General features: G+C 47.5%; 19 protein-coding genes and 1 pseudogene. 3 read left to right on the top strand and 17 right to left on the bottom strand.

Features of this window, described 5'->3' with window-relative positions; translation table 11 throughout:
• The first annotated feature begins 47 nt into the window (after positions 1–47).
• Positions 48–707 (top strand): TetR/AcrR family transcriptional regulator, encoded by a 660-nt coding sequence (locus QFZ77_RS08125; protein WP_307438332.1) that lies wholly within the window; start codon positions 48–50, stop codon positions 705–707.
• Between the two features lie 197 nt (positions 708–904).
• On the top strand, positions 905–1,567 hold the full coding sequence (locus QFZ77_RS08120) for a stalk domain-containing protein (protein ID WP_307438329.1): 663 nt from the start codon (positions 905–907) through the stop codon (positions 1,565–1,567).
• Positions 1,568–2,025: 458 nt separating this feature from the next.
• On the opposite strand, the gene QFZ77_RS08115 is transcribed toward QFZ77_RS08120, so the two are convergent.
• Positions 2,026–2,355, bottom strand: coding sequence for a carboxymuconolactone decarboxylase family protein (locus tag QFZ77_RS08115; protein WP_307449328.1), 330 nt, complete (start codon positions 2,353–2,355; stop codon positions 2,026–2,028).
• 33 nt (positions 2,356–2,388) lie between these two features.
• Positions 2,389–2,769 (bottom strand): annotated as a pseudogene (locus QFZ77_RS08110) (tautomerase family protein); the annotation flags it as partial.
• 109 nt (positions 2,770–2,878) lie between these two features.
• Between QFZ77_RS08110 and QFZ77_RS08105 the strand changes: the two are divergent.
• Positions 2,879–3,757 (top strand): LysR family transcriptional regulator, encoded by an 879-nt coding sequence (locus QFZ77_RS08105; RefSeq protein ID WP_307438327.1) that lies wholly within the window; start codon positions 2,879–2,881, stop codon positions 3,755–3,757.
• A 184-nt stretch (positions 3,758–3,941) separates the two neighbouring features.
• Here the strand turns inward: QFZ77_RS08105 and QFZ77_RS08100 are convergent, their stop codons facing one another.
• The 15 genes from QFZ77_RS08100 to QFZ77_RS08030 form a co-directional block, all read right to left on the bottom strand.
• A complete protein-coding gene (locus QFZ77_RS08100; protein WP_307438324.1) occupies positions 3,942–5,633 on the bottom strand; it encodes a hypothetical protein in 1,692 nt (563 codons plus the stop codon).
• Positions 5,634–5,666: 33 nt separating this feature from the next.
• On the bottom strand, positions 5,667–7,784 hold the full coding sequence (locus tag QFZ77_RS08095) for a phage tail protein (protein WP_307438322.1): 2,118 nt from the start codon (positions 7,782–7,784) through the stop codon (positions 5,667–5,669).
• Positions 7,785–7,813: 29 nt separating this feature from the next.
• Positions 7,814–10,048 (bottom strand): putative baseplate assembly protein, encoded by a 2,235-nt coding sequence (locus QFZ77_RS08090; RefSeq protein ID WP_307438320.1) that lies wholly within the window; start codon positions 10,046–10,048, stop codon positions 7,814–7,816.
• A gap of 708 nt (positions 10,049–10,756) precedes the next feature.
• The gene (locus QFZ77_RS08085; RefSeq protein WP_307438318.1) at positions 10,757–13,831 is read right to left on the bottom strand and encodes a baseplate J/gp47 family protein; all 3,075 of its coding nucleotides are present in this window, start codon (positions 13,829–13,831) and stop codon (positions 10,757–10,759) included.
• A 53-nt stretch (positions 13,832–13,884) separates the two neighbouring features.
• A complete protein-coding gene (locus QFZ77_RS08080) occupies positions 13,885–14,286 on the bottom strand; it encodes a GPW/gp25 family protein (protein WP_057304100.1) in 402 nt (133 codons plus the stop codon).
• Positions 14,287–14,304: 18 nt separating this feature from the next.
• Positions 14,305–15,030 (bottom strand): phage baseplate assembly protein V, encoded by a 726-nt coding sequence (locus QFZ77_RS08075; RefSeq protein ID WP_307438315.1) that lies wholly within the window; start codon positions 15,028–15,030, stop codon positions 14,305–14,307.
• A complete protein-coding gene (locus QFZ77_RS08070; protein WP_307438313.1) occupies positions 15,030–16,118 on the bottom strand; it encodes a phage late control D family protein in 1,089 nt (362 codons plus the stop codon). Before QFZ77_RS08070 ends, QFZ77_RS08075 begins: the two co-directional genes overlap by 1 nt.
• 4 nt (positions 16,119–16,122) lie before the next feature.
• Entirely contained in the window at positions 16,123–16,749 is a 627-nt protein-coding gene (locus tag QFZ77_RS08065) for a CIS tube protein (RefSeq protein WP_307438311.1), read from the bottom strand.
• Positions 16,750–16,814: 65 nt separating this feature from the next.
• Positions 16,815–21,578 (bottom strand): hypothetical protein, encoded by a 4,764-nt coding sequence (locus tag QFZ77_RS08060; protein ID WP_307438309.1) that lies wholly within the window; start codon positions 21,576–21,578, stop codon positions 16,815–16,817.
• Positions 21,579–21,641: 63 nt separating this feature from the next.
• The gene (locus tag QFZ77_RS08055) at positions 21,642–22,085 is read right to left on the bottom strand and encodes a phage tail protein (protein WP_307438307.1); all 444 of its coding nucleotides are present in this window, start codon (positions 22,083–22,085) and stop codon (positions 21,642–21,644) included.
• A gap of 7 nt (positions 22,086–22,092) precedes the next feature.
• Positions 22,093–22,272 (bottom strand): DUF6760 family protein, encoded by a 180-nt coding sequence (locus QFZ77_RS08050; RefSeq protein ID WP_307449325.1) that lies wholly within the window; start codon positions 22,270–22,272, stop codon positions 22,093–22,095.
• 20 nt (positions 22,273–22,292) lie between these two features.
• On the bottom strand, positions 22,293–22,670 hold the full coding sequence (locus QFZ77_RS08045; RefSeq protein ID WP_057304095.1) for a hypothetical protein: 378 nt from the start codon (positions 22,668–22,670) through the stop codon (positions 22,293–22,295).
• Between the two features lie 122 nt (positions 22,671–22,792).
• A complete protein-coding gene (locus tag QFZ77_RS08040; protein WP_057304094.1) occupies positions 22,793–23,227 on the bottom strand; it encodes a phage tail protein in 435 nt (144 codons plus the stop codon).
• Positions 23,228–23,269: 42 nt separating this feature from the next.
• Complete coding sequence (locus tag QFZ77_RS08035; protein WP_171694288.1) at positions 23,270–25,003, bottom strand: phage tail sheath family protein; 1,734 nt, start codon at positions 25,001–25,003, stop codon at positions 23,270–23,272.
• 126 nt (positions 25,004–25,129) lie between these two features.
• A complete protein-coding gene (locus QFZ77_RS08030) occupies positions 25,130–25,933 on the bottom strand; it encodes a peptidase associated/transthyretin-like domain-containing protein (RefSeq protein ID WP_307438302.1) in 804 nt (267 codons plus the stop codon).
• Positions 25,934–25,943 lie beyond the last annotated feature (10 nt).

Below are 25,943 nucleotides of genomic sequence, written 5' to 3'. Positions count from 1 at the left end.
AGAAACTTTGTTTCCTGACGAAAACACGATAACCGAAGGTGATGATTATGAGCGACCAGGATAACTCCGTTAATACGAACACACGAGTGTTGAAAACCTATCAAGAGGCTCGCTTACAGAATATTGAAAATCTCCGCAAGCTCGTTGTTGATGCTGCAGCCACGCTCTTGCAAGAAGAGGGACCGGAAGCCGTTACGGTGCGTAAAGTAGCGCAGAAAATGGATTGCTCGACAAAAATCATTTATAGCTTATTTGTCAATAAAGAGGGATTGGCTCAGCAGTTGTATCTGGAAGGTTGTAAGCTTCTCGCTAACGAATTCGAGGGGACGCCGCAAGCTGCTGATCCGGTGCAGCATTTGCTGAATCTAGGGGAAACCTTTTGGCAATTCGGGCAACGTTACTCCAGCTATTATAAGCTGATGTTCGGAGGAGCCTTCGCAGATTTCAAACCGGACGAGGAAAGCCTGCATGGCACCGCAACAGCCATGCGGCAATTATTGACCTTGATCAGCAACGCGCAAGAGCAAGGACTGATTCCTGGCCAGTACGACACGGAATCCGTTGTACGAATAGTCTGGGCCTCTCTCCATGGCGTTATTCATCTTTACATGGGTGGACACTTGGGAGATGTGCAATCGGCCCATTCCGTATACAGGCTAACGTTGTCAATGATAGTCAGCTCGTTACTGCCAGATTACAGTACCTAATACGGGATCCTGATCCGGTTGACAAGTTTAACCGTAGATATAAATGCCATGCTCCTCCGTAAACGTCAAATAGCCCCCAACTTGAAAAGATGGGGGCTATTTAACGTTTACCCATAACATCACTTGTGTTTCCTTTATTTGTCATATATATTAAGAAAGGAAATGTATGGAAAAAAGGAAGCAAGGGAGAGATATTTGTGAAAAGAACGATAGTTTCTATTGTAGGGCTTTCGATGATTTTTGGCGCAGCAGGTGGAGTTTACGCAGGAGCTAATTTGCAAGAAATTAAAGCTTATCTGAACAACGATATTAAAGTAAAGGTTAACGGAAATACAGTTCAGTTATTGGATGCTCAAGGGAATGTAGTAACTCCAATTACATACGATGGAAGTACTTATTTACCTGCAAGAGCTATTGCAAGTTCACTGAACGTAGCTGTAGATTATGATGCTGCATCAAACAGTGTTTTGTTTGGAGAAAAAGTCGAGGGTACTCCTGTTAATGCTTTTCAAACTTTTTATCAAGCTATTAAAGACCCTAATTTAACCAAATATAAAAATAAGGATTATGGGGAAGTCATTAAGGATACAGCATATTCAGGATCGAATTTCACATTAGAGCCGAAAGGGAAGTATCAAAAACTTTATTTACAAGTTGCTGCTATAGGTTCAGATGTTGAAATAAAAATTCAAGACAAAAATAGCATTTTACTTAAACAAGACACAGTGAAGATAGATGATGGATTAAAAACAATCGAAGTTAATGTGGCTGGACTAAATGAAGTTACTGTCATTTATTCATATGAAAATAACGATAAATCAGGTATTTTTGTACCTTTAACTACTTCTTACTATAAATAATATAAATCAAAATTTGTAGTTCAAAACGAAGCACCATTTTCAAGACCCTGTCTTGAAAATGGTGCTTTTTTTGCATAACATCATACCAAATGAAAGATACATTTCTTTTTATTTCATTTGATATTGAAAAAATCCAACTGAAACAATGTGGTTTAAGAATTCGGCATATAAATAAATTCCATCTCTTCTGTGTTACGGTTATTCATACTTTCTTACCATTCAAGCGCCAACTGAAATGATAAAGTACGATATATCCATGACTACCCAACGAAGATGGGGTCTTTTTGACGTTTACCCAGTACTATTATGTAATAAACTGGGTAAACGAGATGATAACCTAACTTGTTATTTTTTCTATTGTCCACCGCAAGCGGCAGTCCGCGAGGGCTGAGCTCCTGACGCATCGCTGCCAGTGATGCGCGCTCCCGCAGTGGTTAGTTACACACCTTATCCTGTCTTTATGAGTTGTCCTCGAATACATCCTTCGCAACTTGAATCGCAGATGCGGCACGCGGCCATCCGGCGTAAAACGCGAGATGGGTCAACGCTTCGATCAGTTCTTCTTCGGTCAAACCGTTCTCTTTTGCTAAGCGGAGATGATAAGGAAGCTGCCCTGTAAGTCCTCCGGTGACTAGCACTGATATCGTAAGGAGACTACGTTCCCGAAGCGATAATTGTGCTCTTCTCCAAACGTCCTCGAAGAGCACATCTTCCGAATAACGTACGAAAGAAGGGGCAATATCCCCAAACAATTCACGGGCGTTTAATACAATTTTTCGATGCTTCATACTTATGCCTCCCTCCTTGTTGTCTGGACGTTCGATCATTTGCGCAACGCCGTTACCGAATGTCCAGTCCTCGAATTCCGTATCGACCAGTACGACGAATATGTCTTCTTTCCTCATGTTAAGCGTATCTGATAATAGTTCGGCTAACTTTCCGTAAAAGCTTATTTTCTGCTCGGTGCTTCTTCCGGATTTGAGCGCGATTTGAATATAGAGCAGCCCGTCACTTCGCTCTATGTTTAAGTAATTCCGACTATAATAAAATTCGCTTGCTTTGTGCGAGTGGAACACTTGAAAGTAATCGTCTTCCGGCACAGTGAAATGCTGGATTAGAGCGCTCATAATCGCTTGGCTAATGATGGGCAGTTGCTGTGTCCCATATTGATTTTCCATGTAGCTTACTCTGATGAATGGCATTTTTATATCACTCCTTCAGCAAGATACCCTAATTGTACTTCTCACTTCTTTATTTGTATAATTGAATAAAATGATATACTAATTCAAATTAATCGATGGAGAGAATGCCATGGACTTAAAGGAACTAACTACGTTTCAAACCATTATTCAAGAAGGAAACTTCACCAAAGCAGCCACGAAATTGAATTACGCACAGTCTACGATTACAAATCAAGTCCAGCGGCTGGAGAGGGAATTGGGCATCCAGCTATTCAAGCGAGGATGGGATGCGGAGTTAACGGCTTCTGGACAAATTTTTGCCGCGGAAATTAACAAGCTCATTCAACACTGGAACCATGTAACTGAGCAAGCGAAAGCTTTGCAAAGAGAGGATATCGGCTCCCTGCGCGTCGGAGGGCTTGAATCGTTGATAGAGCATGTGCTACCCAACTCACTGCGACGATTTCGGGAACATAAACCAAAAGTATCGTGTCACTTTGTCAATGGAAACACCGACTCCCTATCACGCGCGGTACTCCAGAATCAATTGGACTTTGCCATATGCGGAGAGCCTACCGATCTTTCTTCTTTTCGCTTCGAACCGCTATATAACGAGAATATCTCCTTTATTGTAGCGAACAGCCATCCCTTGGCCGAAAGAAACGAAATAATACCCTTTGAAGAACTGCTTAACTATCCGATGATCGTTGGCGGAAATACCTGCTTGTATTACCTGAGGTTATCTAAGCAATATTCCCATTACACCGAAACTCCTTTTCTATATACAGTGAGTCAAATCTCGGCTATTCCTGGGTTCGTTCAGCGAATCCCTTCCGTAGGAGCCGTTCTCGATTCCACGGCGTTACCCCCGAATGTCGTGAAAATACACGTCGAACTGAAGGATTCATCCATCCCGGTCGGCCTGCTGCAATTACGTAACACGGAGTATACTTCATCATCCAAAAATCTTTTAATGCAATATGTAAAAGAGGAACTGCGGCCAAACTAAGCGTATTGATCTTAAGCTTTTGGAAAACTCCGGATTTCGCTTCCTACAGTGACTCCACCAAACACAAAAAAACACGCCTTACTTGGCGTGTATAAATTTTGTTTTTTTGTGGATGCCTTTGAGCCAACCGAACCATCCATATTACGAACTCATCCTATGTCCTATAGGAGAGAGCACACTAGTACTACTCAGCCCCGCTGCCCGCCGATGCAGCTTCTCTCATAGCCGAAAGCGCTTCGTCTAGTGAATCAACGCCACCACTGGCACTTCCCAGTGCAGTACTGGCCATTTCCGCGCTATACGCCCACCAACGCACACGTACATTCCCCGGCTCCGAAGTTTGCTGTACCTTCACACCAATGCGGAACGTGCCTTTTTGTGGATAGGCAATCGTGCCAATCTTCACTTCTGGCGCATCGGGTTCAAACTCGCTGCCTTTGAACACATCGGAGGCTCCGCCGTATACGCGGTCCCCGCTGGATAGCATTTCGGAAAAAGCTTCACCGCTGCTCTCTTCCAAGCTAGTGATGATCAGCACGTTGCCCTCGCCAAGTCCATGTGCGATTTCGCCGGAGAAGAAGCTTTTCGTTGCTCTCCCGAATGGGGACACAGCAATCTTCGTGAAAGGCTCGATCGGAATGTCCACGACACCGCTCAGCATACCCGCAATGCCGCTGCCACCGCCTGCTGGAATGCTTAAATCAAATGAAAGCTCGCTAATCGCTTTATTGAAGTTAACCTTGAATTCCGGAGGCTGTCCTGGCGCCAAGGTTTTCACTTTGGACTTCGTTACGAACTGACCGGATGTTTCCTCGCGGTACTCGTTCGCTTGAGCAAGCCTGTACATAACCGAGGAATTGTACACGTATTCGCCAAATGGCACTTGCTCGACACTTTCAATGACATAGGTTGGTCCCACTTGAACAAGGCATATTTTAGCCAAATAAATACAAGGTTCTGAAGGGGCTTCTAAGGAAGCTTCCAAAGATTGTTTCACGAAGTCGGACATCAACCGTTCCCGCACGGATTCGCCAATAATCTGCACTTCGCCAATAGCTTGAGTCTGCAGCTCCAACTGCCTGTCGTCCAACTTCAAAACAGCCGTGCTCACCTGCACACCAATCGTGCCCTTCACGGAAGTCGTACTATCCGCTCGCAAAAGCACCTTCATTTCATACTCGCTCTCTTGCCCATCCTGCGGCTCTTGGAACTCAATCGTTGCTCCTTCAATCGCCTCTACGCGTTCAGCAGCCAGCTCATATTGAAAGGACAGTCTGCCGGCCTTAAGAGTCTTCTCGAAGCGCAGCTTCATTTCGAAGAGCTGACCTGGATTCACATAACGAGGTGTTGTTTGAAGCACGCGCACCCCAGAATCTTGATAAAGTACAACCGTCTGATCGGACAGATTTGCCAAAGGCAGTGAGGCTGGATCAGGCGCATCTTCCCGGATAAACAAACGATAGCTTTCCAAAACACGATTATAGTCATTAATTTCGTCGGAACGAATAGAAGAATTAGCCACCGCGTGAACGGGTTCTTTTTCCTTTTCGTCATAGGCAATACATAGGTATACGTTCTTGGCATACTGATTATTGCTGAAACCGTCCATCATCGATAGCTTCAATGTCATCGGAGAAGGCACGACAATTTCCCGGCCAAGCGTGTCGATCGCAGCTCCCATCTCTACAGAAACTGACTTTTCATCGACCGCGACAACTTGCAGACCCGTAAGTACCCCCGAACCATGCAGCAAACGGTTCATCATTCTGCGCTTATCGTTGAAATACTTTTGCTCAGACTCGAAATCCCTTACCGTCAGCAGCTTTCCATAGAAATACCGATTGCGCTCAAACGGGTAATAGCGTGTTTTTTTCATAAGTATCCCCTCACCTTCCAAGACTCATTTCGTTTATTCGATTTCGGAATCCAATTCCAAGCGAGTATGTATGTCCATTCGTTTATCGCGATCTACGTCAATCAGCACCGTATTGTAAGGCATCGACGAACGCTGATCAAGTGTTAACAGGGTAGGCTCTGATAAGTAAGTATTAATGCCAAGATAGGTATGCATGTCCGCGTACATCCACGGTTGTAGAACGATTAATTTGCCTTCGGTATAGGCTGGTTTTTGGTCTTCGATGATTTGCTCGATGGTTAGCCGCTGTGCGTCTGTCTGTACGAATTCAGGCTTTAACATAATGCAGAAGCAATAAGGATTATCCCCATATAACTGGGCAAAAAGCTGCCGCAGCTCCGATGTCTCCTGCATTTGTTTAAACTGAAAATATTCCAGCAAAAACGGTTCAGACCCTGTGTAAATCTTAAGCATGTTCATCATGCCCTCGCGAGTACCCCGCAATTTGTAAAGCTCAGGGGCCTGTTTGATCAGCAATCTTAGCTTCGTCTCGCCCCATGCCTCATGATCCGTGATAGCCAGCCAGCGACCTAACCATTCCAGATAAGTGCCGGATACTGCATCCGGATCAAAATGAGAGGAAATACGGTCTATTTTATCCTCCATATCGTCAAAGAACGTGCTGAACATCGCCAGAAACCGCTCCAGAAAAGGGCTATGATCCTCGTCCTGCTGATAAATCGGCGGCAAGTAGGCAATCAGTGACGTTCTCGGGAAGTAGACCCGAAGCTTTCGGATGTAAGGCGATTTTTGCTCGCTGCCTACCAGCTCGATTTTGAACCATAGATAACGGCCTCTGGCATTCATCAGAAGAGCATCCTTCGGATTCAGAATGGACTCCGACCATAAGTCACGCGTCGCAGCCAGCTTATCTCGAATCGAAATGCTTGGATCCGTCAAATAGCCCGTATAATTTACGTATTCGCCATCAATGAATCCTTCACTTTCATCCGATGTAAAATAGGAAAAACGAACCTGCGTTTCCTCCGGAATATCGGCTTCTAGACGAATCTTATGCCACTGTGTCTCCGTCTCCGTCGTATCCAGCTCAGCCGAGAAATAGATGGCCTCAGGAAGCTGAGTCCCCTCAAGCAGCATCGTACGGGCACGAAGATCAAGCAGGCTAATCTGACCACTTATCCGATCAAAAACATACAACCGATTGCGCCCATCATGGAGCAATTTATCCGTTCGCCCTCGGAAGCTAGTCACTTTATCAAACTGCTCACCATTTCCGCGAAACTTTAGAATAAACCGCTCCGTTACTCCCTCTTGCTGTGCGTATCCGCTGTCCCCTATATAGATATTATGATTCGTATCAATGGAAATACCGGCAAAGCGCCCTTCCTGCTCCAGCTTAAAATGAAACGGCTCCCGACCATCTTCATGGAACACCGTTACCGTTCTGAGCTGTGCATCCAATAGAACTAATTTACCATCCGCAGCAGCGGTGTAATAACGCCCTCGAAGTGCAGCAATTTCAACTGCTTCTTCCAAACGGTGTGCTTCATGCTCGTACACATGTACCACATCACCTGCCGCGTTCCACTGTATAATGCCAATCCTGCCGCCTTTAGGGACTTCAGGACTTCCATTCATACCAATCGCAATGTCCAAAGGGACCGCCACGTAAAGCGAATTCGCCGTTGTTAATCTCGTATTAACCGCGAGAGGGAATAATTCTAGCCCTCCCCAATCATGGATAGCCCACATCGTCTGTCCATTGGAAATCGAATAAACTGCAAGTCTTCTCTCGCTTTCAACGTGGGCATCTGCTATCACCAAAAGATCTGACATAGAAGCCAGCATCGCTTGATGGCTAAATAACTGATGACCCTGACGAAATAACGACTCCCGATGACGACTTTCATCATCATAAATCCATACATTCGAAGCCTCGTCTAGCAAAAATAGTTTCCGACCTGGCCCGACCGTCATCTCTTGAATAGGATGAATGCCTTCCAGCTCGTCTGTGCGAACGATGCGATGAATGCTGTATTTTTCTGTCTGCTGAATCGAAAATCCTTCGCTCTGCATATGAATATTGGCTTCATATCCCTGTTCCCAGTCAAGCGGTTTGTTAAGTGAGAAAAACGTTTGTCCATCCTGCATCGTTCGACACCTCTTTTCCTAAATAAGGATTATAAATCCGTCTGACTAATGGTTTCCACTTCATGCTCACCGGAATAGACCAAGGCATAAGGCGGGATATGAATGTCACCAGCGCCATCCTTGTGGAAGCCTGTGCCCTCGGCGTCTATCCAAATGTCCTGCACATAGACAACCCCTTTTATCCGGGAAATAACGCCATAAATATCGCCCTTATACACGGTTCGGCCAAAACGCCAGCCTTCCGATCCTTGCCCATGATCCATCGGCTGTAGCAATAGTCTGAGCTCTTGCATAATTCGGCGCTGTTCATCTTTGTGCTTGGGTTCCATCACCACGACAGCGTGAACCGTTATTTTAATATATTCGGCGGGAATCACATGTAGTTCTGTGGTCAAAAGACGATGCCGATCTAGATGCTGCTTGATCGTTTGCAAGAAACCCTTGCCAGCTTTCGGCTTATCGCTCTCGCTGTAAGGGACGACCACGACGGTCATCTGAGCGGGCGCTTTGACCTTCGGATAATCCCGCATGCCTAGCTTGTATAACGGGATTGCCTTTACACGCGCGACACGCAGACCCGGCGTCGCCTTCGCGATCGCCTCGTAGTCCTCGCCAGTCACGGCCCGTGTCGGCGTGTCGAGCTCGCGCCGCACGCGAAGCTTCGCCTGCGTGAGTGTCTCCGCTTCGAGGCCGCCTCGCGCCGGGAACGGATTCGTCACACGCACGCCTTTGGTATTCGTGAAGCCGGTCACGAGGCCATCCTTCACGTTGCCTCGCACACCTCCGCCCGCTTGCAGCGCCAGGAACCGAATGTTCGGTTCCACGGACTTGGGCGGAGTGAGACCCGCTTCGTTATTGCCGAAGCGGATCGTTCCTGCTGCAGCGTCGTAGACGTAATGCCTGTCCGTAGACTTCGAATTATCGAAGTCATCCACGGACTGCCAGTCGTCCCAAACGACGTCTCTTTCACCGCGTGGCCGGTAACCAACCTGCAGCAGCATGCTGCTGGGCTTATACATCCGGCCACGGCTGACTTCAAAGGTCTGCCCGGGCAGACCTCTGCTGCCCCCGACAAAACGGCCGTAGTCGAACTCGGCCGTATAGGCAATGAGCCGTACCCGCTGCGGACCCTGCGGCGGGATACTCCCGTTCACCCCGTCGCCAAAGCGCAGACGGGTGGTGCGCAGAGCCGAGTCCTGCTGCAGCTGGCAGCAGCGATCATCCGGCTCGCAGTCCTCGAGCTCCGCGACGATGTGCCAGTCGCGCCAGTGCCCTTGCTCGTCCTGCACCTGCACAGTGTGCAGGCCGTTGTAAGCGAGATACGAGCTTACTTCGAAGCTCTGATCAGGCTCTCCAGAACTGTTGAAAGCAGTGACTTCGCTGAAGGTTTCCTGCTCTGCTGCTTTCACCGCATTGAGACTAACCTTCTCAATCTTCGGAGACAGTTCATAGCCGTCCTCCTCGAGTGTACAGCAAATCCAGAATCGGCTGCGATCATCCGCAGGGTAAAGAGCAATCGGCTTCATCTCCGACGTGATCCGAAACCGGAGCTCGCCGCTTTGTGACAGATGAACCGTTGAGTCGCTTATCTGTTCGATCGGCAGCCAGCTTTCGCTTTGCCCCTGCTGCCCAGCCCCCGCGAACGTCCAAGCCACTTTAGCAGACGAAATCATCGGCGTTGTCCCATCTTCACGGTGACCCACGGTTACCGGATAGCGGTCAAATAACTTAAAGAAGATCGAGATCTCCGTTTGCTCAGTCAGCGCTCTATCGAAACCGAGATACAAATGCGCACCCTTACGCGCTTCAGGTCCAAAAGCATAATAAGCAATCTTAGCCTGATTATTGGATGTAAAATCGCCAGCCGCCGTCTCCGTACGGACTAGCACTTTCTCAAGCTCGGAAGGAACAAGATGCACCGTGTCTACTGTCTCAAACCGCTGGTCCATCGCTTGCAGCGGTGTCCCCTTGGGGAGCACAAGCTGCTGCTGTAATCCAGCAAACGCTACATCACAAACCGCAGATACGGCTTCACGAGGGCTAATCCCAAGCAGCTTCAGAAACTTCCGCTCACTGCGCTCCGTCACCCGGTTTAAGTAATACTGCTGCATCTCCGTCATCCAAGACATCAATTCCAGCAGCGTAATCCCCGGGTCATGTTCATTCTCATCCGTCCACTCCGGAAAAAGCTTCGGTATCGACTTCCGAGCCTCCTGTACCATCTGTTCAAACATACGATCATCCAAATTGGGTATTGGCAGCACTTGTGCTCACCTCCTTCGATTATTACTAACCCCCACCAACAAGACCATCCATCACCAATCAGCTACTTTAACGATATAAAACATCGCTAACCCACCAGCCAGCTCATTTATTCCTACTTTAACGATGCAAACCATCGTTAAAGTTGCTCGATACTCACTCTCAACCACTAATCAGCTACTTTAACGATGAAAAACATCGTTAACCCGCCAACTAGCTCATTTAATCCTACTTTAGCGATGTAAAACATCCTTAAAGTTGCTCAAGTCTCCCGTGCAACCACTCATCGGCTACTTTAACGATGAAAAACATTGCTAACCCGCCAACCAGCCCATTTATTCCTACTTTAGCGATGTAAAACATCACTTACCAACCAAATAGAAGTCTCTAGAAGCTCCTATTATTTGCTCTTTTCCGTTGGAGCTACTGATTAGCAGTCTCTAAGGACCCTTATTTCTGTTAAATCCCCTCTTTTTATATGATATTGCCGAAATAAGAGTCTCTAGAGGCTTCTATTACAGCAAATTCAGCTAAAAAACAGAAAATAGAAGTCTTTAAAGACTCTTATTTGCCAGAACCCTTTCGTCAGTATGGCTGACTTCCAATGTTGCTGGGGAGTCCGGGGGTCCGGGAGTCCGGGAGTCCGGGAGTCCGGGGGTCCGGGGGTCCGTGGGCCGAGGCCCCACTTTCCCCCATCCTCGACTCCCTCACTACAAAGCGTTCACAACCACCTTGTGCTTGCCGCTCACAATGATCCCGTGCGGGAGCGCCGGAAGGCGGTTCACGTCGAGTTCCGTACGCTCGGCGTCCTCAATCTTGTATACGGTCATGTAAAGCTTCTCTACATGACTGATCACTCGAATTGATTTCAGCAACGCATAGAAAACGGAGGGGTGAATTTGTTTTCCAATTTCCCAACCTTTGCCGTCGAAATTGCCGGTTAGCGGATCGAGGAAACGGTTCAGCTTCTCCAACGCCTGAATTTCAGTAGCTACGACAGCGTCCATCCCCTCAACAGCAACGATCGCCGAAACGGAAATTTCCATATAGACCGGCTCAATCACTTGAAGCCGTTCCGGGAAAGCAACCAGGCTGGAAGCCCGCTGTAGAATATACCTCTCTACCTGCTTCTTCAGCTCTGGAAACGCGGAGCTTCCCTTCTGCCCTTCTTTTGGAAGCACCACTAAAGTCATAGCCCCAATTTCTTTGTGCATATAGGCGTTCCGATTCGGGATGCACGTGACTTTTGCAATGTTCGGATAAGCCTCACGCGCCAGCCACTCGTAGTCTTTGGACGATACAGCTCGGTCCCGATGCTTCAACATTTCTGGTCCGCGCTGCAAGGCTGACTCCAGCTTTTCGGCTTGGCAACCGCCTGACGCTGGTTCTGGGTTATAAACCTCACCGACGAATGCAATAGAGTCCTGCATCTGGTTAATCTGCCTAGCCCCTACGTTTCCGATTTGTCCGGACGTAACTTGGTAAGTTACTTTCAGCTGCTCCAGCCCACCCTTTGGCGGACGCATGCCATGGATACCGTCACCTACACGAATACGTCCAAACGTACGATCGATCATATAATGACGATCTCGATTTCCGGAATCTGCCATCTGACGAACCGCTGTCCAACGAACCCAAAGTTGAAGTAAGTTTCCTTCGGAATCTCGACTTATATCCATAAGAGGCGCTCCTGCACGTTCGTACTCGGCTATTTCCTCTTCAGTCACAAACTCCGTCTCATCCACCCATACCTCTTCGGAGACGATCCCGCTCCTACTGAGCTGATATTCCGTTTCTTCTAGACCTTTGGAATCGGGTATTTCCCCGATAATCGTCTCCTGCTGAAGCACTTGAACCGTATTCATGTACAGACCTTGAATGGTAGGAATTTGTATCCGATCGGAACTATCATCATATTTATCATCACGATTAACTGCACGAATCCAGTAGCCATCTTTACCAAACAATGACGCTCCAGCAAAATCAGATGGACCAACGAATTGCACGGTACCGCTCTGGGTCAAACCGTTCGTATCATCAATAACTTTAAGCGCTGCCCATTCGGGAAGACTTCCCGGCATCAAACCGGTACGCAAATACTCCCATTCGAGTAATGGCATGTCCTGCTCCGAAAAACGCTGCTGTTTCACTGAAACGAACATCGATATCGGGCCTTTTACTGGCGGTGTATCAAAAGAAAGATGCAAGGCAGGATGACGGCCCTCCAAAGGTTGAAAGGGCTCAAACCCGCCCTCAAACTGACGGCTATGCCGAGTCCGATCCTCAAACACCGTATTATTCAGCGCTAAGCAACGTTCGGCTGGATACAGACGATCATCATACTTATAGGTTAGGGACACATCATCCACCCAAGGTGAAAGATAGATCGCTTGCGCCACATACGCATTCTCAATATGTAAAATCCTCGCCCGGATCCAGCAGTTTTCATTGCCGTTCACATAAGTCGCTTCTAGATCATCCGGACAGCGGAAGTGAATTTCTTTGCGTACCTTCTGCTCCTGCGGATAATAAAACAGCTTCTCTGCTTCCTTCCCCACATCCAGCCGCAACCAAGTTGCCCCATTCCAATACTCCCAAGCAACCTCCACAACGGTGACGTGAGTAACTGGCGGTTTATCGAACTTGGACTTTTTCATCACCATTTTCCAATCGACTTGTTCCGTCAGCTCCGGTTGAAACCGATTCTGAATCGCTTGCAGCCCGAAGCTCAGCTTAATATCGCCGTCTTTTTTCGTAAACACTTCCTGACTCCCGATGTAAAAAGAACCATATAGCGCAAACTGATCACCAAACGGATAGAACCCCGATGGGTCCGCGCCAATATCATTGTAAAACATCTGATCAGGCCGAACGCCACCTGTTTCCAGTGTATCGACATAATCGGTTTTAAATGAGATGTTATCCATGGACAACCTGCTGTCCGACAGCGTTTTACCACCGCTTATGAGCGGCTTTAAACGGCATTGTATCCAGCGCCCGGATGCCCCGTTCACTTCTCGCAGAGCAATCTCACCCGCCACTGCTTTCAATAAAATAACCCGATTACCTCTAGCCTCTACGTGGTCAAAAGCCTTCCAACCTTCCTCTGTGGCATACAGCCACTCGGTTAGTTCAGGATCCGCCAATTGGCTGGACATCGAAAGTTCGTCAAAACGTCGCTTCGAGTTACGGAATTCGATTTCGATACGTGCCGTATGATACACGGTGAAAAGTGAGCTGTGCTCCAAATAAATGGCATGCTCCTGTAAATTGTCGCCATCCTGCAAGCGGAAAAGCGCTGTCGGTGCTGCATATCCTTGCCGGGATGCCGTGACGAACTCATCAGAAATGCGAATGATCATATCCTGTTTGCGGCTCGTCATGTATATATCTGTAAGTAACGCGGGTGTCAATAAGCTACTCCGTGCTGTCTCATACAGGATACTGCCTTCTTCTGCTGCAGCGGCAACTTGCGTGCCTGCCGAGATGAACACGGATTCCTTCGTACCCTCGTTCAGTGCAAACGTTAAGTAACTTCGGGCAGGACGTGCCGGAAGCAGCGTCACATCGAACATGTTGAGAAACGATATCAAATTTTTCGTAGGCACTCGGTTCAACCGTTTGATATTGTCCTGAAACATATCAGCAAACATCAAGAACAGCGCGGAACCCGGGTCCGGATTGTCAGGCGTAAACCGCCACTCTGGCGTATAGTACGGCGCCATTTCCTTCATTTGCGCGATCAACTCGGGTAAATCTCTGGAATCAATTTTGGGAGGTTGCACAGCTCCACCTCCTCTCTGTACGTATCGTCATCGCTACCGCAGCCAGCCTCTCTCTATTTCGATCCTTCAAATAAATAAAATGGATATACTTGGTTAAATAAGTTATTGGTCGTACGTACCAAATAGGAAATATGAATCATCACCTTAGCAGGGTCATCTGCTTCCGGAATGGCTTGTACATCAACTTCGTGAACCCTAGGTTCCCAGTTGCGAATGGCTTCCTCAATATTACTTTGGAGCAAATGAAGCGTTGTATCGTCCGTTAATCCGAAAATAAATTCCTGAACACCGCATCCAAAGCTCGGGCGCATAACCCGCTCCCCTTGTGTGGTCCCCAGAATAACGCGGATCGCTTCGGCGATGTCTTCCTCATACTCAGACATTCGGATTCGCCCTGTTGCAGGATCAACCTGAATGGGGAATTTCCAGCCTCGTCCCAAAAAAGCTTCCGACACCTCGTCACGCTCCTCTCGTTAATTGATTTTGACCATACTGCCCTTAATATTAATGATACCGTCGGACTTCAGATCCAGTGTTGCCCCAGCCTTCAGAGCCATCGTGGCAGAAGCTTCTATGCTAATTTGGGTGGATTTGATTTTGATTTCCTTCGTGCTCTCAATGCTGACCTCGCCTTTGGCATTCAAGGTGATCTTCGAGGTTTGGCTCACAACCGAAATTTCATTTGCCGAGCCGCCCTTGATCAATATCTTGTTATTCCCGCTTGAATCCGCGATCGAAATACTCTCATCCTTATCCTTCAGCTCGATGATTTGGCCTTTTTTCGTTTTAATCGTAATGCTCTCATCACCGCTTTTATCATTGAACGATAATTCATGGCCAGAGCGTGTTTTAATCATGCGCAGATCATTTTTCTCCGCGGGAGCAGGCGGCTTATTCTTCGGATTCCACAGCATGCCTATGACGTAGGGCTGGCGGAGTTCTCCCAGATGGAAAGCAACTAAAACCTCATCATTCACTTCCGGGATAAAAAGACTGCCCATATTATTGCCGCCCATTAACGTCGCGATGCGGCACCAATCCGTTTCGGTCTCTGTTTCCTGCATGGGAAGCTTGAGCTTCACTCGTCCCATTTTATCAGGATCGGCATTATTCGTTACAATAGCAACCATGACGCCATCTAACTTCTGACTAGCAAAATCAGACACGCCACCTATGGTAATATCGGGAGTTTTGAACATTAGACCGCATTTCCTCCCAACTGAAACCGTGTAGTATAGCCTTCATCGTCAAAAATGTGTGTCGCCCCAGTAATATAATAAGTCTGGTCGAACGATTTCCCAACACCACTGAGCTTGATATATCGCCCTGCTCGTATCTCAGGAATCCCAATACATTCCCCGTTACCGCTAATCAGCTTCATCGCTCGGCGATTCAGGATCGCATTTGCATAGCTTTGCGCTTCTTCCACGGAGGTCACATTCGTGTACATATGCTCGACGAAATCACCTTTAGATGCCAAGATATCCTTGCCCGTCTTGCTGTTCGAGCCCAGCTTCGTAATGCTAGCCGATTTACCTTCGATCACTTTCAGCTCTTTATTATCCCAGGCCCGAACGGTTACTCCCGTAATTTGCTCGGCTAAATTCATATCAATCATTAAACTACGGAGGGTTTTCCCCATTTCTAGTGTCATCAATGCCGTCATAGCCGTGAGCGGCTTACGGAAATATAAGTTCTTCCCCACAACAAAGAAATCATAGTTAACCAAATTAGCTAAATTTTGAATAAAGTGATAGTCATTAATCTGACTCTGCGAAAGCGCAGGAAATTCCGTCGTCGTTGCATCAATATGTGTTTTGAAGCCATACGATTTGGCGATTTCATCAACAACATCACTATATTTCTTCTTATTCCACGAGCGAGACTTGGTCCCTTTCATCATAAGATAAGAAATGTCCATCCCCCGCACGACGAGGCCAGGAGCACCCTCTTCCGGGAAATCAACAACAACGGATGTAATATGTCCCGAAAATACAGCGGTCATTTTGTCTACATAACCTAAACTGATCTCAATGGCTTTGCCTAATGAGAACGTAGACAGCCACTGGAACTCATTATTTGTAATATCGTACGCATTCGCAATTCGAAACGAAAAGGAGTCTGCGGTTCCATCGATAGATGTTTCAACGCGAAGAATATCAATGGCAATCGTGTCCGATATTTTCGTTCCATCTACGCTAATTAGATAGGAAGGCGCATAAAATTCTTTGTACTTTTTGGCCAACTCGTCATAGGGAAAGGAGCTCGTTTCTAATTCTAAGGGCATCGGCTTAATCCAGCCTCGGGACTGAAATGCGGCGTCCCGTTGCGACTTTCATTGGATTATCTATCTGATTGGCTTTGGCGATTTCCCGCCATAAGGTTGGATCCTCGTATTCCGTTGCAGCAATCATCCAAAGCTGTTCCCCTTGATTCAGCATCTTCAACTTCGTCCGGTCGGCCGAATGGCGGGGTATCTGCTTAAGCTGGTCTTTCTTGCTCAGCGTGGATTTAAAGGTCACTTTCAGCTTGGCACGAACCGGAACTCCGGTTTCTAGAAACATCGTGAAGTGCTGATTAACCGCCACAACTACCCCCTTGAAGTCCAGAGAACCCCAAACAAACCGGCAAAGCGGCGGTGCATGAATCTCCTTCTCAACATCCAGGAGACCTGAGATTTTCTTCGTAAGCAAACGGACGTCCGTCCCTTTTTCGTAGGTGTCAAAATAAAAATCCATGGACAGCGTCGTTGTCCCTCCGCTCACGAATTGAGCGATGGGCATGGACAGACCCGGCACTGTTTTCCAAGAATAGCTGTTATTCGTATCTAGGGTATACTCACCCGGATTGAACATCACTTGTACATTTTCTGTTTTGCTTCCCTTATGAACGATAATCATTGCTTTCTTGAGCGCCATAGGTGTCTGTCCTTTCTGCTTTTATCTATATACTTAACGTTATTAACGATTCACGATGGAAATAATTAGATGCCTCGACGCTGCCGCTCGAACTTCATCTTTTTCTCAATTTCGCGGTAAACTTTGTCCGCGATTTTGGCTATGTCCAGCTGCGGGAGCTGTTTCATCAGCTCCTGCAGCTGCTCCGCACTTAGCTCCGGCGCCGCCTGATGAACCGGCGCTTCTGGGGTTGAGGCTTCATCTGCGCTTGCTTTGGTGCGCAGCCAGTCCATCTCCAGCGGCGATTCGGCTAGCGCGCTGCTGATCTCTACGGCTGGAGCTTGCTTGTGCTCCAGCGTGGGTTGAAGTTGTTGCGAGGCTAAGTAATCTTGCCTCGCGCTTGGCGTGCCGCTGAACAGCGGCGCGCCTTGGTTTGGTTGGCCGGCGTTCGGCACGCCGCCGGCTAGTGTTTGCCGCTGCACCTGCGTGGGCAGCGGCTTGATTGCTGCAGCAGCCAAGCTTACGCTGCTGCTGTGGGTCATGCTGGCGCTGCGCTGAGCGCCAGCTGTAGTTGCCCAGGCGGCGCTGCCGATGGCAGCCGCCTGGGTGAGACCCGCAGGAGCAGCGCGAAGCGCTCCTGCGCTGCTCGCCAGCAGCGGCATGACACGCGGTGTCATGCTCACGGGCTGGCGAGCCGTCGGCGCGAGCGCAGCACGCGCGCCGCCGACACTCCCTGCTGCCCGCGAAGCGGCAGCAGCCTCAAACCCTTGAGCGCGCTCCTCTTCCAGCGCGCTCACTCTAGCCCGAATGGTTCGTTCCGCTGAATCTGACTGCAAGCCTCCGGCTTCCACTCGATTCTCCGAACCATTCCCTGCCTGCAGCTCGCGCTCGCTGTCATCGACAATGACTTGTCTCTGAACATGCTCGACTTGCGCCCTGCGCCAAACGGCTCGGCCGGTCTGACTCGTCGTTTGCCCAGCAACCCCTTCGCCTGCTGCTCGATAATCCAACCTTTGACTGGTTTTTCTTGCACCTGTGTGAATATCCGCTGTTCGCCCGGCTTCTCCTGAGCTTGTTCGACTCTTCACTTGTCGGGTCATTGCTTCCCCCGTCCCAGTTTGAGTCATCGATTGTCTAGCCCCGCCAATCTCTGGTCGAATTGTCGTCGCTACCTCGGTATCGATCTTTCTTTGTATCGCAGCTTGTTGTTCTCTTACTCGATCGATTCCCGTCGGCCTGCCCGTTCTTCTTACCATGTCCACAGGTGTCCGGCTTATAGTTCCTCTAACAAGTTCCAATGAGGTATGGCTTGCTTCTTCATTACTTGCACTATCACTACTTGTACTGTCATTACTAACTTTTTTGCTAGCTTTGTTACCAACCTTTTCATTAGCTCTTTCTCGGATGGTTCCCATTACTGCCTCTATAGTCGTTCCAGTCTCACCTATCGGCCTTTTTTCAGCTTGCCTCCAAATGGCCCGAACGGAAGCTGGCTCTGATAGCTCAGTATTATGGGAGAAGCTGCGCTGTAAGCCTATTTGACCTGCATTCACTGTAAGACTGGGACCAATCTTCTTCAAACTGTTTTCAACTACTTTTGTAGCTATCTCAGAAGCTAAACTTTGGGAGGAGGGGAGGACACTGTGCGGCTTAGTCCCTAATCTGTCTTCGTTCGCCCTTGCACGTTGTTGTCTGCCCTTTTCCGACTGTCTCGAGCCTTCTGACTCAACAGGAGTACGAAAAATCCGCCGAGTCTCCTGCTTAAGTGATCCTGCTCTAGCTTGTAGGCTAGTTTGAAAACCATCAAGTCGATTCTCTGAATCAGCTTTCCTTTTAGCTTCTGCCGCCAAGTTCAGGCTTGTTCCTATTTTCTTGACACTGGATTCGGCCATTTTTGCAGCTAGTTCAGAACCCAAAGTTGGAGTTGAACGTATGCTTCCCACAGCAGGAGTTAATTTTTCTTCCACTTGTGACGCATATTGTTGCTTCATTAACTCACTATTCACTTCGTTTCCTGCCGCCTTACGAAATACACGCCCAACCTCTTGCAGCTGAATACTGGCTTGCAAGCTAGCTCGATATCCCTCAAGCGGCTTCATAGCACCCAGTGCATCTGATGTTTGGTCCCTAAGTATCACTGACCTTGCAGCTACTGGGAAATTCCGACCCATTTTCATGCTTGTTTCATTTTGCTCTTCAGGTTTCGAAGCAGCTCTGAGAACACGCTGTGAATCCTGTAAAAAAGAACTGGCTTGAAGACTGGCCAGGTATCCCTCACGGGGATTTCCTTTTTGGTATGTCACTCTAATAGCACTAGGCTTGGAAGATAGTTGTGCACTCCCGGATTTCCCTTGTGCTTTTACATAAATATCAGTACCAAGATCAGCTTCTACAGCTGCTCTTGTACTCCTATTTGGTTGTAGTGGCACTGACTCAGAGTGTGACTGCATTCTCAATTCCACATTCGGATTCGCAGCTGATCTCGTGATGGCTAGGGGATTATCAGCGTTACTTAGCATGATATTCTCCCTGCGCATAATCCGCGGAATGTGAGTAGTCATTGCTAGATGATCATAAATCACCTGTAATTTTTTTTTTGAAACTGTATGTATACTCCCAACAAATGAATCATTAGAAGAGTTTTGTCTTTGTTTTTGTCGTTGGACCAGCTGCTTTAGCAATTTCTCGTTGCTTTGAATTTTCACAACAGATTCTAGTCCATTTTCCATCACATTAGGTTTTCTATGTATCTGTGAAGGAAAAGCAGCCTCATTGTATGGAGTTGATTCAATACCCTGCTCAGCCACTTGCTTAGTAACTAACTTGATGAGGCGTTCCATCATGGAGGAGCCTCGATTCCTCTTGTTACCTTCACGCGAGCTTGAACGAGTTTCCCAATTTTCATATGAGCTAGCTTCCGAAATCGGCTGCTGCCCAGTTCCCATCTCAAGCTTTTGACCGGCAGAAGAGATTGCCTCTAGCAGCACTTGTTGGTGTGTATGTTCATATTGCAACAATTGATTCAGTACTTGATCCTGGTTTCGATTTTGATTCGGTACCTGATCCTGTACTTGATTCTGTACTTGATTCTGAGCTCGATTTTGCACCTGATTCTGCACTTGAATCTGCTCATTATCTTGGGCGTGATCCCACTCTTGCATTTTTTCCTGTTCTTGCCCTCGCAGTCGTTCTTGCAACTGTTCTTGTTCTCGCATATGTACAAGTTCTTCTACTTGTTCTTGTACTCTATCTTGCCATTGCTCTATACCCTGATCTTGCTCCAGTGATCGTTCCTGCGCTCGATCTTGCACTTGCTCGCTACCCTGATCACGCTCCTGCGATCTTTCTAGCACTCTTTCCTGCTCTAGATCACGAATTCGCTCTACTAGTTCCTCTTGCTCTTGCCTTCTCACCAAAGCCAAAGCATCAACTTGATGCACCACTTGATCTATTAGTCGTTCTTGTCCTAATCCTTCTAGCTGCTCTTCCCGCTTACGCCAAACATGTGGCACACTCTGCCGGGCTCCCCTTGATGTGGAAGCATGCATAGCAAAAGGCAAAGTTGAAGTCAACCGCGCTGCATTAATAGCTAACGGTTGCTGACTAGCAGCCAGAAAACCTCTAGCAGTTGAAGCTTCTTCCTTGCGATTTAGTTTCCCATCGCTCTTTGGCTCACCTATCGGCGACAATAGAGCAGTTGGCGAAACATCCTCCATATCATTGACATTAGCCATATTTCTGACAAGTAAGCTTCTAATAAAATGTACAGAAGCAGGTGCTTCCGCATTCGAAAAAGGCCCCTCACCAAGCTTCGGCAATGAGTTCACATACCGCGGTTGTAAGCTTTGTTTTCCCCTTTGCAGCGTTTGTGTTTGGGCCACACCATTTAAATAGAGCTTAGCTGCATGCAGTAGTGAAGGCTGCATCCCAGTTGTAGATACCACAGAAGGAGCAATAGCAGAATGACCTGCCTTGGCATCAGGCAAACCAGCGCTTGGTTTCCCTTCTTGGAACTCCTCTATCCATTGCGATGTATGCCGAATAGCATCCACATGTTTAACTACCTGCACATGATTAACCAGAGGTGCAGCTCTATGCACGATTGAGCGCTGCGTATGTATTTTTGTATGTTGAGGTCCATTCACCGATTGCGATTGTTGATTCGGGTTACTGCTTTGGGCATGTGAAAGCATCCCAATTGAAGCGGTAATTTGCCGAATAGAACGCTGGATTAACGGTGATATCCCTTTGTTAACGTAGTTAAATGAATTTGAATTCTTTGGCGGCATCGCCTGCTTCTCACCCAATATCTCATGAGCAGCGGTAGCTTGAAGATTCATTTGATTTACGGATAGGTCCGCATTCTTTTTGCTTTTTCGTCCTTTTTTCTTGCTCTGCTTGTCAGCAAGTACTTGCATCTGTTGGTGAGAAGATTGTACATCCGGTTGGCTTGAAAAATGATCAACAGTCGTCTGTGAAGCAAGCCTATATCCACTATTCGTAATCAGCTGCTGTAACTGACGAATCGTTTGCTTTTTCGTAATAAGCGGTGCTGATTCGGGATGCTGCAAGCTTTGAAGCTGCAGTTGCAGCTGGATAACCCACGACTGATCATTCGACTCCGTTAAGGCCGATAATTCCTTATCCGTAAGAATTCCTTTTTGTTTAAAAATTAGAGCTAATAGACCTAAATAGTTATTACGCCAAAATCCGTATTTACCCATAATACCGGATGCAAACTGTTTGGACTGCCTGGCTGCACGTCCTGCAGAACTACTGCTTGCGGCAGAAATCTGTAATAGGCCCTTGGTTCTCTTCACTCGGGGTTTATGCGATTGTCGAGATTTCATGAACAATCCCCCTAAAAGTTTTGCTTTAGCAAAACTAGCATCGTAAGCATTTACTGAGCACACTTATTTTTTGAAAATAGTTTTCAAACCGGCATGCACCAGCTCGATCGACTCGATAGCTACATTACCGCTGCTGGCATTCAAATCAGGTCCGTTCCATTTCACCGGAAAAGCACTAAAAAAATTCCATCGGCACATCTCCGTGCCTGCCTGGTTGTGTAAAATAATGGAGCCATTTTTACGCTTTATTTTGCCTTGGGCGACACCATTGTACCATTCCCAGAGCTCGCTGGAAGTGGTGATGCCTCTTTTTAGCACAATATTGGGATACTTCGTATGTTCGATCATATAGTGGGGGTGCGTGTTCACGCCGCCTTCCCACAAGGGCTTAACTTCCGTTTCAGACTTCATGCCAGTTACTTCAGAAAAACCGCCGACAATGAGTCCGTCCAGCTCTACCTCGAACCGGAATGCGCCACCTACGTTATGCAATTTGGACTGTTTCACTTGTTACTCACCTCTTACCGAACACATCAAACGGATTGTCAGGCTGCTTTTTACCATCGTCGTTCAGATTGCGGTTGATGCGGGATATTTCCTCACACCACGTTCGGCGCTCCCGGTGCTCCATTGACATGATTTCATCATGTGTCCAATGAAAGTAGTAAGCAATAAAGCCCGCTTCCTCATAGATCTTGTCAATGGGATAACCCGTTATGCCCCCGCCATCTCGTCCAAAAAAGACACATCCACATCAAACTCATGCTCACATTTCGGACAGCTAGTGTGTACTCTTGGCACTTCCATTTCATTAATTTGACGATAAAAGTTTTGCAAGAAGGCTAGATCGGCCGTGAAGAACTTCTCAACCACACGTGTATCAATCGCACGCAGATCACCTAGGTTGGTAATCACACGAGTAAGTAAGATGATCGTTAAATAGCCCGGATTTTGCTGGACGCGTTGGTCACGCATGGGTAGGATTTCATCCGCAGCTGTTGCTAACCGCATAACGCCTCTCTTGTGCAGCGTACCGTTGTCATCCACATATCCTCTAGGCAGCTCGAATTCATATTCCGTTTTGAAAGCCATGATGTTACCCCCTTAGCATTATCAAAGAAAACTTACTGCGTAAGCAAACTAGCTTAGCGCCTGAAAAAAAGAAGAGTTAGGAACCGGAGACTTCGTGCTCCGGCGCCTACTCTAGTGCTGCATTACTTCGTGCGTGTCATGCCTTCGTGGGCAAGCTCTAGGCTCTCAATGGCAATTTCATTGCCTGTACCTTTGAAGCTTGGAGCAGAGTACTTGGACGGCCATGCTTCAATAACCTGCCAAGTCGCTACGTCTGCGCCTTCTTCGTTGATTGCGATGATCGTGACCGTTTTGCGGGAAACTTTCCCCTGAATCGACTCCGACATCCAGTTATACATGTCCATGGAGTCAGTAACACCCCACTTTAGTGAGATGTTGCCATATTTCGCAAGTCCCGGAAGCTTCCGAGGCGTAATGGTTTCGTTTCCTTCGCGGTATTCAATTACCGACAGGGATGCGTCAAATCCAGAGATTTCGCTGAAACCAGCTTGCTGAATACCTTCTACTTCAATTCTAAATCTAAAATTGCGGTATGGATCCCTACGTTCGCCAGCCATATAATACCCCTTTCCTAATATGAGAAATATCTAACGTTTCGACTATTCTTCTCTTGTTTTCTGAGTAATACGGAAGATGACGAACTCGGCAGGTTTGACCGGAGCTACCCCGATCACACAGATAAGTCGACCGTTGTCGATGTCATCCTGCGTCATTGTGCTGCGTCCGATATTGATATAGAACGCCTCGGAAGGACTTCCGCCCATTAAGGCACCGTCTCTCCAGACACGAGTTAAGAACGCATCAATGGTTCGTTGTACACGAGCCCAAAGCTGTTCATCATTCGGTTCGAATACGACCCAGTTCGTGCCATTCTTGATGGACTCTTCAATGAAGATGAACAAACGTCTCACGTTCACATATTTCCATAAACCGTTCGACGACGTTGTACGAGCACCCCATACACGAATACCTTGTCCGGCAAAAGCACGAATCAAGTTGACGCCTTGTGGGTTCAGGATATCTTGCTCGCCTTTGTTATATTGGCAATCAAGACCCACTGCGCCACGAACGACTTCATTAGCAGGCGCTTTTTGAACGCCACGCGTTTGGTCGGAACGGGAGTAGATACCAATAACAGAGCCAGATGGCGGTATGTATATATTTCTTTTGTCTAATGGATCGAACACTTGAAGCCACGGATTGTACATCGCTGCGTAACTGCTGTCAAAGATGTTACGGTGCGTCATTACATCGGCTACTTTTGTTTTCTCTCGTGGAATATCAAGAACGGCAAAACGGCTGCCCAAGTTTTCGCAATGTGCTACAAGAGATAATTGAACCGTAGGCTCAGTTACGCCCGGAATCGCGATGATGCTAACAACATCGTTGTCGATGAAAGACTGGATACCTGTACGTTTACCAGGTCCACGGTCTACACCCATGAAGATATCAGGAGTCACTTGCGCGATTGAACCGTTGCTTCCGCCAGACAATGCGATTTGGAATTTGCCAACCGTTTCACTCTCACCTGAGAGCACTTCGAACGGAGCAACAGCACCCAGATCCTTACCATCTGTCAAATCTTTCACCGTAATGATGTTCGAACGGGAAACAATTTTCTCAATGTGGTTCGCTGCAGAGATATTTAGGGACACTTTCTCATAAGTCTCTGCTTCATCGCCGTAGAATACATGCAACGTGAATTCGCTAGTTGTTAACACTTTGGATGGAAGCAGACCGCTATCCACAACATCCCCATCAAGCGCTTCAGCAAGCTCAATAATGTTGTCTTGGGAAGAAACGACTTTGTTGTACTGCTTCTGGCCAGCGGCTTCGAAGGCAACAACATCGCCGACATTGAAACCAGCATTATTTTTCACGCGATATTGGGTCTCGCTCAGCACTTCATAGATTTGCGTCTTAGCTTTACTTGACGGAACAACCACGATACGAACTTGGTTACCCCATGTCCCTGGGTTCTTGGAAGCAATCTCCAGAATCGCAGATTCTTTGTTCGTTGCCGCTTTGTTCGTTGCTACCTTAGCGTCAGTTGGCGCTACACGCATGACATAACAGCGAGAACCTCCGTTTAAATAGAAATGCTCAACCGCATAAGAAAGGAAACGATACTCACCGAATTCATTCTCGGACAAGTAGCTGCCGAATAAACGATGGAAATCAGCTACGCTCGTAACCAGTTGAGGGACACCTTCAATTTCCCCTCTTTGCGCAAGCCCTATAAACCCGGCCGTACTTGTGCTTGCACCTTCAAGCGGTTGCGCCCCGCTGTCAAACTCTTCCACATAGACTCCAGGTGATAAATAGTCAGCCATTGTTCCCCAGTTCAGTCAGATGGCACTTCTTGCAAATCAATACGGCCACAGACATGAAACCAGTTCTCTCCTTTCTGCTTGTCATTTTTGTATAGAAGATGGACGTGTCCATTCTACTAATTAGGGTTAAGTGAGCCGAATGATGCCAAGGTTCGTCGTTGTTCCTTCTGCTACTATTACTTCCTTCATAATATGCCGCCGATCTTCGCCGTATGTAATAGCCAACTCTGTCTGAAAGGACGGAATCCGATTGCCACGAAAAGCTACAACAGCCTCTCCTTTTTCTGTAACTCGGCTTTCTTGGATGGGCAGCAGCAGTGCACCACGAGTGAATACTTTAGTCAGCTTTTTCTCTAGACGAAAACGCTTTTGATGCTCCAATACCTGGGCAATTCGAATTTGCTCTTCGGCAGCTTTAGATCCGCGTCCTCGAAGCAAGTAAGAATCTCCAACTGCGATAACACCTGTAAACGAACCCAGTGTTACTTCAAGTGCTCCCTTGTCGGCTTGATCTGCCATAATTCGAGCGCGGGCACACTCTTCCGATAGTATCATCGCTTGCAGCTGGGCATCCCTCAAAGGAGCTCCGGCTGCATCCTGCAGCATGACTCGGATAAGTCCTGTTCCTTGCGAAAAAGGATAAGAAGGCAGCGGCTTTAACTGAACAACCTCTATAAAATTACCGGTTCCTACTGTGATGAGAGTTTGTTCCTGAAAATAGTGCTCGTTGCTTACTATAAGACGGTAATCACCGGGCGGTAAATCGTTGAATATATAGGAACCATTCGATTTACGAATTGCTTTCGAACGGGTGCCTTCCAGATAAACAGTGGTCGTGTTGCCAAGAGGAGTTTGTGAGGTAATTGCATCGATGACGCATACAACCAAAGATACGCGGGTTTTCAATTGCGATACGCGAATGTGATCCACAACCTAAGCC

The sequence above is a fragment of the Paenibacillus sp. V4I3 genome (genome assembly GCF_030817215.1).
Lineage (GTDB): Bacteria > Bacillota > Bacilli > Paenibacillales > NBRC-103111 > Paenibacillus_E.
This window is presented reverse-complemented; position numbering and strand designations above follow the sequence as displayed.